This is a genomic window from Bradyrhizobium sp. STM 3809 (assembly GCF_000239795.1).
In the GTDB taxonomy this organism is placed as follows: domain Bacteria; phylum Pseudomonadota; class Alphaproteobacteria; order Rhizobiales; family Xanthobacteraceae; genus Bradyrhizobium.
Map to the genome: position 1 here is coordinate 1 of NZ_CAFJ01000446.1, position 8,818 is coordinate 8,818.

The 8,818-nt window shown below is 66.9% G+C and carries 8 protein-coding genes; 3 read left to right on the top strand and 5 right to left on the bottom strand.

The annotated features are described in order from the left end of the window. Window positions 1-151 precede the first annotated feature (151 nt). The gene (locus tag BRAS3809_RS20740; RefSeq protein ID WP_240535730.1) at window positions 152-610 is read left to right on the top strand and encodes an FKBP-type peptidyl-prolyl cis-trans isomerase; all 459 of its coding nucleotides are present in this window, start codon (window positions 152-154) and stop codon (window positions 608-610) included. A 334-nt stretch (window positions 611-944) separates the two neighbouring features. Here BRAS3809_RS20740 and BRAS3809_RS20745 read toward each other — a convergent pair whose 3' ends face one another. Further along, entirely contained in the window at window positions 945-1,160 is a 216-nt protein-coding gene (locus tag BRAS3809_RS20745) for a CsbD family protein (RefSeq protein ID WP_170323310.1), read from the bottom strand. A gap of 146 nt (window positions 1,161-1,306) precedes the next feature. Between BRAS3809_RS20745 and BRAS3809_RS20750 the strand changes: the two genes are divergently transcribed. Then, a complete protein-coding gene (locus BRAS3809_RS20750) occupies window positions 1,307-1,825 on the top strand; it encodes a cupin domain-containing protein (RefSeq protein ID WP_008963996.1) in 519 nt (172 codons plus the stop codon). 633 nt (window positions 1,826-2,458) lie between these two features. On the opposite strand, the gene BRAS3809_RS20755 is transcribed toward BRAS3809_RS20750, so the two are convergent. The 4 genes from BRAS3809_RS20755 to BRAS3809_RS20770 form a co-directional block, all read right to left on the bottom strand. Beyond that, complete coding sequence (locus BRAS3809_RS20755; RefSeq protein ID WP_008963997.1) at window positions 2,459-3,685, bottom strand: TadE/TadG family type IV pilus assembly protein; 1,227 nt, start codon at window positions 3,683-3,685, stop codon at window positions 2,459-2,461. 291 nt (window positions 3,686-3,976) lie between these two features. Continuing rightward, entirely contained in the window at window positions 3,977-5,422 is a 1,446-nt protein-coding gene (locus BRAS3809_RS20760) for an MATE family efflux transporter (protein ID WP_008963998.1), read from the bottom strand. Between the two features lie 132 nt (window positions 5,423-5,554). Beyond that, the gene (locus tag BRAS3809_RS20765; RefSeq protein WP_008963999.1) at window positions 5,555-6,721 is read right to left on the bottom strand and encodes a hypothetical protein; all 1,167 of its coding nucleotides are present in this window, start codon (window positions 6,719-6,721) and stop codon (window positions 5,555-5,557) included. Then, window positions 6,718-7,419: a FecR family protein gene (locus tag BRAS3809_RS20770; protein ID WP_035657320.1), complete on the bottom strand. Its 702-nt coding sequence runs from the start codon at window positions 7,417-7,419 to the stop codon at window positions 6,718-6,720. The genes BRAS3809_RS20765 and BRAS3809_RS20770 overlap by 4 nt, the downstream gene beginning before the upstream one ends. Before the next feature lie 140 nt (window positions 7,420-7,559). Here BRAS3809_RS20770 and BRAS3809_RS20775 point away from each other — a divergent pair. Next, window positions 7,560-8,818, top strand: a 1,259-nt coding sequence (locus BRAS3809_RS20775) for a phospholipid carrier-dependent glycosyltransferase (protein WP_052523460.1), incomplete at its 3' end; no start/stop codon positions are given.

An 8,818-nucleotide genomic window follows, 5' to 3' on the forward strand; every position in this document is an offset into this window, starting at 1 on the left:
TGATTTCCGATAAATAGCAAGAAAATTATTTTTACCGGAAGGAAGAGGGCGGTCCGCTGCCGCAGCCCGCAGGCTGGTCAGCCGCGCCGCCATGAGGTAAACCGCGTCTCCCCGTGAACGAGCAGAGGCGGTCTGAAGCATGCGGCGTCCGATGAACAGAACAGATGCGATCCTGGCGGCGGCGTCCGTCGCGGCCGGCGCCGTGCTGGGCTCTCAAGCCGCTTCGGCGCAGACCAGCTCCGCCAAACCGACAGGAAAGACCATGACCACTCCCTCCGGACTGCAGATCATCGACACCAAGGAAGGCACCGGCGCGACGCCGACCCGCGGTCAGACCTGCGTGATGCACTACACGGGCTGGCTCTACGAGAACGGCCAGAAGGGCAAGAAATTCGACTCCTCCGTCGATCGCAACGAGCCGTTCGAATTCCCGATCGGCATGAAGCGCGTGATCGCCGGCTGGGACGAGGGCGTCGCCACCATGAAGGTCGGCGGCAAGCGCACGCTGATCATTCCGCCCGAGCTCGGCTACGGCGCCCGCGGTGCCGGCGGCGTGATTCCGCCGAACGCGACGCTGCTGTTCGATGTGGAATTGCTGGGCGTGAAGTAGGGGCGAGCGTCTCCGCTGATGCTGGTCTTGTTTGTAGAGATCAGCAGATGGCAGTTGATCGTTCGATCTTGCGCGCTGCGTAGGGCGGGCAAAGCGGCCGCCCGCAGGGCGGTTGCGTGCCCAACGTCGATCGGCGCGCGCGGTCGGAATGGTGGGCACGGCGCGCGCTGGAGTGCGGCATGACGTGCCCGGAGGGGCGCGCCTTTGCCCACCCTACGACTCACGTGAAGCAACTAGCAAATGCGCAAAGCCGGCCCCGCGAGGAGCCGGCTTTGTGATGTCGTCTTCACGCGATCAGACGCGCCACATCGGCGCGCTGTCGCGCTCACCTCGCTCAGAGGTTCTTGTTGGCGGCGCCGGCTGCGGTGTTCACGGCATCCTTGGTGGCCTGCTTGGCATCACCGAGCGCCTGCTGGCCCTTGCCCTTCACTTCCTGAACCGCGCCTTCGCCCTGCAGGCGATCGTTGCCGGTGGCCTCGCCGATGCCCTGCTTGGCCTTGCCGATCGCTTCGTTGGTCGCGCCTTTGATCTTGTCCATGGTCGAACCCATTGTTGTATCTCCCTCATCGTTGTGAACTGTGCGGGACCAACGCGGGCGTCGCGAAAAGGTTCTGCGGGAACCGCAATGGCGCCGCTGCGGCATATCGACTAGGATGGGCCGTCGCCAACAAACGTTACGAATCCGAGAACAAGAAAATGTCAGGTTCCCACGACCACGCGCACGGCCACTCTCATGATCATGGCGAGGAGCGCTGGAAGCACGACGGCGTGCGCGTCATTCCCGGCAATCAGCTCGATGGCAACGTGCCGTCGACGCCGGGCATGGACCGCAAGGCCGCGATCAATTTCGCGCGCGTCGGCGCGCAGAAGCTGTGGGCGGGTACCGTGACGATCAAGCCCGACGCCAAGACCGGCGCGCATCATCATGGCCATCTGGAAAGCGTGATCTACGTGGTGAAAGGCAAGGCGCGGATGCGCTGGGGCGAGCAGCTGCAGTTCACCGCCGAGGCCGGCCCCGGCGACTTCATCTTCGTGCCGCCCTATGTGCCGCATCAGGAGATCAACGCCAGCCCCGACGAGGTGCTGGAATGCGTGCTCGTGCGCAGCGACGGCGAGGCGGTGGCGATCAACATCGACATCGAGCCGGTCGAGAAGCCCGAGACCGTGCTGTGGGTCGATCCGGTGCACCGGGATCCCGCGGAGACGAAGTCCTAGCTGAGGCGACGTCGTAAAGGATATGGCGGGACCATCTCGCGATGGTCCCGCCAAGCCGGGAGCGGCTGTACCGCTCCCTTGGACACGCGGAGCAGGGGCGACTGTCACGCGTGTATTCAGATGCTTGCCCGCTCCTCAGTCCGGCGGCGGCTCGATGCCCGGCGCGGCCAAGCCAGCGCCCGACCCATGGGGTTGCCCGGGCGGCGCTGACCTGAAGAACTCGTCCCAGTCCCGCGGCAGCCGCACGCAGGCGTGACGCGGGGTTTGCGCATCGAGATCGAACAGCCGCTTCAAGGGGAGCGGACGGCGCCGGCTGATGGGCATAGAGCCTCATTTGTTATGTTATAACCTAACATCAGCGATGTGGCTGAGGGTGTCAAGGGGGATGGTGTGGAGCGGTGATTGAGGCACAGAAAGCGTGTCGGCGCGCGTGACGGTCCTGAGCCGAACTTCGACAAGAGCCGTCGTCGAAAGCGGCGCGAAGCGCCTGCATGCTGAAGCGCGCTGCCGCCCAAACCGACGCCGCGCCCCTCTCCCCGCACAGCAGGGAGAGGGGCGCGGCGGTGCTCGCGGTGATCGCGCGGATCTCATGACCTGAGCCAAGGGCCGCGGGTATCGCTCCCGGGCCGCCGGCTACTTCGCCAGATACGCCGTCCCCGCCGGGCCGCTCGAGACCGACATCGACAGCGCGCCCGGTGCGATGGTCCAGTTGGTGGCGTTCAGGATCAGCGTGTTGAACACCATCGTCACGCTGTTGCTGCTGACGTTGGACACCGAGTTGATGGTGACGTTGCGGCTCGGCAGGTACATCAGGCCGGTGAAGGAGGAGCCGCTGGTGCCGTTGATCGGCAGGTTGGTGGTCGACAGCCCGGTCGGCTCGTACATCAGGATATTGGCATAGGTGCCGGTGGTCGGCGCCGAGAGCGTGGCGTTGACGTTGCCGTTGAAGGTGAGGGTGGCGTTCTGGTCGACGAGATAGAAGGTGACGCCGTTGCCCGTCACCGTCCAACCCGAGTTGAAGGTCATCGTCCCCTTGATGATGTAGAGCCCCGGATTGAGCGTCAGCGTGCCCGAACCGTTGAAATTGGTCGAGCCGCAGTAGACGCCGGGGCTGAGCGTGACCGAGCCGGGATCGTAGACCTTGTTGTTGGTGGTGCACGATCCAACCGTCACGTTCGGCAGCGTGCCGGCGAACGGATCGGAGATCGCGGCGCAACTGGTTTCGGCGGGCGGCGTGACGCCGCCGTTCTTGATGATGGTCGATCCCTTGATGCAGATGCGCTTGACGTTCAAGGTTGCGTTGAAGATCGCCGCCGGACTTTGGGTCGACAGCACGTGCACCTCGCAGGACGGCGCATTGAGCTGCGCGCCCGAGTTCACCAGCAGCGATTGCGAATTCAGTGTGCTGACGAGCAGGATGCAGACCGGCGACTTGCTCTGCGCGCCGGCTTTGGCGGTCGCCGAGGCCGAGATCCCCAGCGACGAGGTCCCCATCACCGTCAGGAACGAGGTGTTCACCGTGGCGCTCGCGCTGCCGGTGAGCGAGCCGTCACTGTTGGCGGTGAAACTGGCTGTGGCGGAGGTGCCGAAGCGGCCGCCGAAATCGCCCTTGAAGATCGCGTTCGCCGTCGAGACCTGCTGGCCGCTCGGCTGGATCACGCCGGCGAGCACGGCGGCGTCGACCGCCTTCTGCAACTGTGTCTTGGTGTCGCTCGACTTGGAGAAGTCGACGGCCGTGCCGATCGCGATCACGATCGGAATGATGGTGATGGCAAAGATCATGCTGATCTGGCCGTCCTGCGCCCGCCAGAAGCGGCGCGATCGGCTGCGGAGACGTTCGGATGAAATCGATGCGGTCATGTCGGGCGCTTCCTGCTGCGGGCGGGCCGGGGCCCCGCGCCGGCACAGCAGAGCCCCTCGCTGCAGGAGATGAGCCGCAGATATTACCGCAAGCTGAATTCGGTTCCCGAAAAGGAACTCTGCGGCCGGTGGCGGCGATCAAGGTTATCAGTTTGTTGGAGCGCGTGCGGAGAAGTGGCCATGGCTACATCACGCAGGTGGTGACGGCGACAAATACATGTTTCGATTAGTAGAGACGATGTCGCCTGTTAGTTGTGGCGTTGCCGCGCTCGCCCGTTCGTCGATGTGCGGCTAACGTGGAGACGCGCGCCAGATCCGGTCCGAAGCGAGCACGAGGCTGCAGACCAGCGCGTAGGCGACCAGCGACAGCGCCACCATCGTGGCCAGCGACGCCATGCCGCCGCCGAGCGTGACGATCGCGACCACGCCGCCGCCGGCGGCGACCAGGATACGCAGAAACGAGCCGATGAACGGCCACAACACGTGGCCGGCGCCCTGGCCGGCAAAGGCCAGCACGAAGCCGAAGCCGAGCGCGGCATAGGCCGGCGCGACGATCCGCAGATAGCTCGCGCCCTCGCGCAGCACCTCCGGATCCCGGCTGAACAGCGTCAGCCAGAGCGGCGGATGCAGCGCCACCACGAGGCCGATGCCGCCGACCAGCGCCGCGCCGGTGACGGCACTGGTCCAGGCGATGCGGCGGGCGCGGCTGCCCTGGCCGGCACCGACATTGATCCCGACCATGGTCAGGGTCGCCGTGCACAGGCCGAACAGCAGTGGGATCATGATGTAGTCGAGCCGCGAGGCGATTCCATAGGCGGCGAGTTCCGATGTGCCGAAGCGGCCGGCCAGCGCGGTCACGAGGATCACGGTGAGGTTGACCAGGACGGCGTTGAGCGCCGTCGGCAGGCCGACCTTGAGGATGTCGGCGAACAGCCTGGCCTGCAGCGGCGCGATGCGGACATGCAGGGTCGAACGACCAGAGGCCATGTAGCGCAGCAGCACCAGCATGGCGCCGCAATAATACAGCCCGAACGCGACCCCTGCGCCGGCGATGCCGAGGCCGGGCAGCGGCCCGAGGCCGAAGATCAGCACCGGCGACGACGGAATCATCAGGACGGCGCCGACCAGCGTGACCAGCGCGGGCACCCGAACATTGCCGGCGCCGCGCAGCGCCGCCGCCTGCAGATTGACGATCCACACCGGGATCGCGCCGGCGAACAGGTAGTCGGAATAGCGCACGGCCGCCTCCAGCGCGCCGGCGCGGCCGCCGAGCGCGTGGTACAGCGCCGGGCCGAGCAGCGCGGTGGCGAGCGTGAACAGGGCGCCCGCGATCACCGCCAGCACGATGGCATGGAAGGCGACGGCGTCCGCATCGGCGTTGCGGCCGGCGCCGATCGCGCGCGCCACCGCCGAGGACACGCCGCTGCCGATGCCGCCGTTCGACATCATGGTCATCAGCATGAAGATCGGGAATACCAGCGCGGCGCCGGCCAGCGCATCGGTGCCGAGCAGGCCGACATAATAGGCCTCGGCGACATTGACCGCGGTCTGCGCCACCAGCACCGACATCGTCGGCAGCGCCAGCCGGATCAGGACGGGCAGGATCGGACCGGTGAGAAGCGCCGCGCGCGTTGCGGCAGCCTTGCCGCGCGACGGATCCGGCGGCGGAGACGATGGGGCGGGCGGAGCCGCGGGCGCGGCAGGCGCGGCGCGGGTGGCCTCGGTCGAAACGTCCATCGTGCCTCCGCGCCCGCCCTTGCGAGCCCGCCGATTTGGATGATGATCATCATTCAATACGGCGGCGGCCATGCGCCGGTCAAGACGGCGCGGGCGCAGGGCGATCATGAATTCTTGAGCGGGCAGGCCGGCCTAGTAGTGGATGCGCAGGCCGACGCCGCCGTGGATGGTGTTGCCGACGGGCTGCGGGCCAAGCGTGCCGTTGACGAACAGGTCGGCGATCCAGCCCTGCTGCAGGCGGAAGCCGAGCCGGCCGCCATATTCGAACCAGCCCTGGTTGCCCATGGTCGGCGTCACCGTGCCGGTGCCCGTGACGGCGGCGACGATGCCCGATTTCGAGGCGAACGACTGCACATAGCCGCCGTTGACATTGGCCTCGATGCTGGAGCCGAACAGATGCGTCCACTGGCCGCCGACCTTGACCAGGCTGGTGCGGTCGGTGCCGCCGGCGATCGAGGCATCGAACGGGTTGAAGGCGACACTGGGATCGCGGTAGCCCGACACGCGCTGCCACAGCTGCCAAAGCTCGACCGAGGCGGCGAGCTCGTCGCGCGGCGACATCCGGCTGATCCAGCCGGCGCGGCCATAGACCGCGTAGTTCGAGGCGGTGGTGGTGCCGTCGACCGTGACGCTGCCGAGACTCGTGGCGTAGCTGCGGCCGTAGCGCACGCGCTCGTAGGGTGTCAGGATCGTGCCGATGTCGAAGAACGGCCGCGACGAGCCCCAATCGGTGAAATCATAGCGCAGCGCAAAGGCGCCGATCGGCGCCGAGGTGACGTGATAGCCGTTCTCGTTGTACTGCGTGTAGGCGAGGCCGGCGAGCAGCGCGAGATTGCTGGTGAGCTGCTTGCGGCCATGAATGCCGGCCGAGAACGAGCCGGCCGAGCCGAACGCGCTGATGCAGTCGTTGCAATTGATCTGCTCGTTGACGCCGAGCAGCACCAGGCCGAGCACCCGGTTGGTGATCATCTGGTTGAAGCGCTGGTCGGCGAGACCGTTGATGGAGCCAGCGCTGTTGCCCGCGCCGGTCGGCGTCGGCGACGGGGTCGGCGAGACGGACGGCGAAGGTGTCGGTGTGGGGGTCGATGTCGGCGTCGATGTCGGAGTTGGGGTTGGCGTCGGCGTGACCGTCGGCGAGGGCGTCGGGGTCGGGCATTCCGCGGCGACCGCGAGGCTCTCGACATTGTTGGTGCAGGTCTGCGCCGCCGCTGGCGACGCCTGCAGGGCGAACGCCAGCAGGCCGCCCGCTAGCGCCAGCATGATCGAGGTGAAGCGGCCGGCCCCGATGCCCATCGTCATCGCCCGCACAGGATGCCGGTGAAGTCCTGCGGCGGCGCATTGCTGGCGAGATCGGTCACCGTGCAAAGCCCCGATGTCGATGTGCAGGTGGCCGCGAAGCTCCACGACGGATTGCCGGTCTTCCTGATCGTGCTGCGGCCATTGCCGGTCGACGTGATGATGGCGGTGTCGCCCGGCTGCGTCAGCTCGATGCATTGGAAGGTGAGGGTGCAGACGCGCGACGCACCCTCCTGCAGCACGACCATGGTCTCGCCGCGCTGCGAGCGGATGTCGAGGATGGTGCCGCGGACGCCGATGGTGGCGAGCGGCGTGTTGATCTTGTAGGCGGTCTTCTCGGAATGGCCGGTGACGAAGCGGAACGCGCCGGTGCCGAGCCGGATCGCGATGTCGCGATAGCTGGTCTCGTCGTTGAACACGGTGCGGTCGAGCGTCAGCGATGCATTGGCGCCGAGCGACAGGTTGGTGCTGTCGATCATCACCAGCCGCGCGGCGCTGTCACGGCCGGTGCGCACCGTCTCGTCGCGCACGACGCCGTCGCCGACGCTGATCGGGCTCGTCGACGCGCCCGCGATCCGCAGCACGTCCTTCTGCACCAGCACGGCCTCGCCGATGCGGTTTTCCGCGCAGGCCTTCCCCGCCATGCCCAGCAGGGCGGCGGCGGCCATCGCGACAACGCATGTTCGGCGACGCAGATTCATATCCACACCGAAGTTTGGTCCGGGCGCAATCTAGCCGAAGACGGTCCGCGAGGTTGTTGTAAAATGGACACAAGTTTGCCTCGATGCGTGTTCGATGTTTAGTGGCTGGTACGGCACGATCAGTTCAAAAGCGCAGGCTCATGAAGGTATCCGCTGCTCGCCGCGACGATGACGACGATGTCGGCGATGCCGCGCCGGAGGGCGGCGTGTCGGCCCGCCGCTCGCTGCTGACGGTGCTGCTGATCTTCTTCGTCGCGCATGTCGCGCTGATGGTCGGGCTCGCCGCGCCGCCCAAATTCGTCTTCGACGAGGTGCATTACGTGCCGGCGGCGCGGCAGATGCTCGGGCTCGCGCCGGCGAGCCCGCAGCTCAACCCGATGCATCCGCCGCTCGCCAAGGAGCTGATCGCGCTGTCGATCAGGACGTTTGGTGACAATGCCTTCGCCTGGCGATATCCGAGTACCGTGCTCGGCGGCCTCGCGATCGCTGCGATCTATCTGTGCGGGCTCGCGCTGTTCGCGGCGCGAGGGCCGGCGATCGCCGTCGCGCTGCTCGCCTTCTTCAACCAGATGCTGTTCGTGCAGGCGCGCATCGCGATGCTCGACATCGGCGCGCTCGCCTTCAGCCTGCTGGCGATCGCCGCATTCCTGTTCGCCTACCGTCAGTCGCGGCCGCAGCTCCTGCTTGCCTTGGCGGGCGCCATGTTCGGCCTGGCGGTCGCGTGCAAATGGAGCGGGCTGTTTCCGTTGCTGACGGCGCTTCTGATCGTCGGCCTGATCAAGCTGCTGCAGCATTGGCAGACCTCGTTCGGCGACGCCGAGCCGACCGACTGGTATCAGCCCGAGCAGTGGCCGGATCTACGCTGGTGGCATGTCGGACTGTGCCTCGGCCTGGTTCCGGCGCTTGCCTATCTCGCGACCTTCATCCCCCTGCACGGGCTGTCGCTGACCGCGATCGCCGAGGCGCAGCGCCGCATCTTCGCCGACAGCATCACCACGGCGATCGCCGGCCACACCTACATGAGCGCCTGGCCGACCTGGCCGTTCCTGGTCCGGCCGGTCTGGTTCCTGTTCGACAAGACGAGCGACGGCGATATCGCGGCCGTGGTGCTGCTCGGCAATCCCCTGGTGCAGTGGCCGGCGGTGCTCGCGATCGCCGTCTGCGCCAGGGACTTCGTCGTGAAGCGCGGCGCGTCGCCGTTCCTGATCCTGGCGTTCTATCTCGGCTGCTACCTGCCCTGGGCGCTGCTGCCGCGCGCGCTGAGCTTTCTCTACTACTATCTGCCGTCGGCCACGCTTGCGAGCTTGGCGCTCGTCCATGTGCTGCTGCGCTGGCCGCGCTGGGCGTTGTGGGCCTCCGTCGCGGTGGCCGGCCTGGTCTTCGTCGTGATGCTGCCGAT

Bases quoted from the DNA above. Each gene is read 5' to 3' on its own strand.
- BRAS3809_RS20765 (WP_008963999.1), bottom strand. From the start codon at position 6,721: ATGACGATGGGCATCGGGGCCGGCCGCTTCACCTCGATCATGCTGGCG.
- BRAS3809_RS20745 (WP_170323310.1), bottom strand. From the start codon at position 1,160: ATGGGTTCGACCATGGACAAGATCAAAGGCGCGACCAACGAAGCGATC.
- BRAS3809_RS20760 (WP_008963998.1), bottom strand. From the start codon at position 5,422: ATGGACGTTTCGACCGAGGCCACCCGCGCCGCGCCTGCCGCGCCCGCG.
- BRAS3809_RS20755 (WP_008963997.1), bottom strand. From the start codon at position 3,685: ATGACCGCATCGATTTCATCCGAACGTCTCCGCAGCCGATCGCGCCGC.
- BRAS3809_RS20740 (WP_240535730.1), top strand. From the start codon at position 152: ATGAACAGAACAGATGCGATCCTGGCGGCGGCGTCCGTCGCGGCCGGC.
- BRAS3809_RS20750 (WP_008963996.1), top strand. From the start codon at position 1,307: ATGTCAGGTTCCCACGACCACGCGCACGGCCACTCTCATGATCATGGC.
- BRAS3809_RS20770 (WP_035657320.1), bottom strand. From the start codon at position 7,419: ATGAATCTGCGTCGCCGAACATGCGTTGTCGCGATGGCCGCCGCCGCC.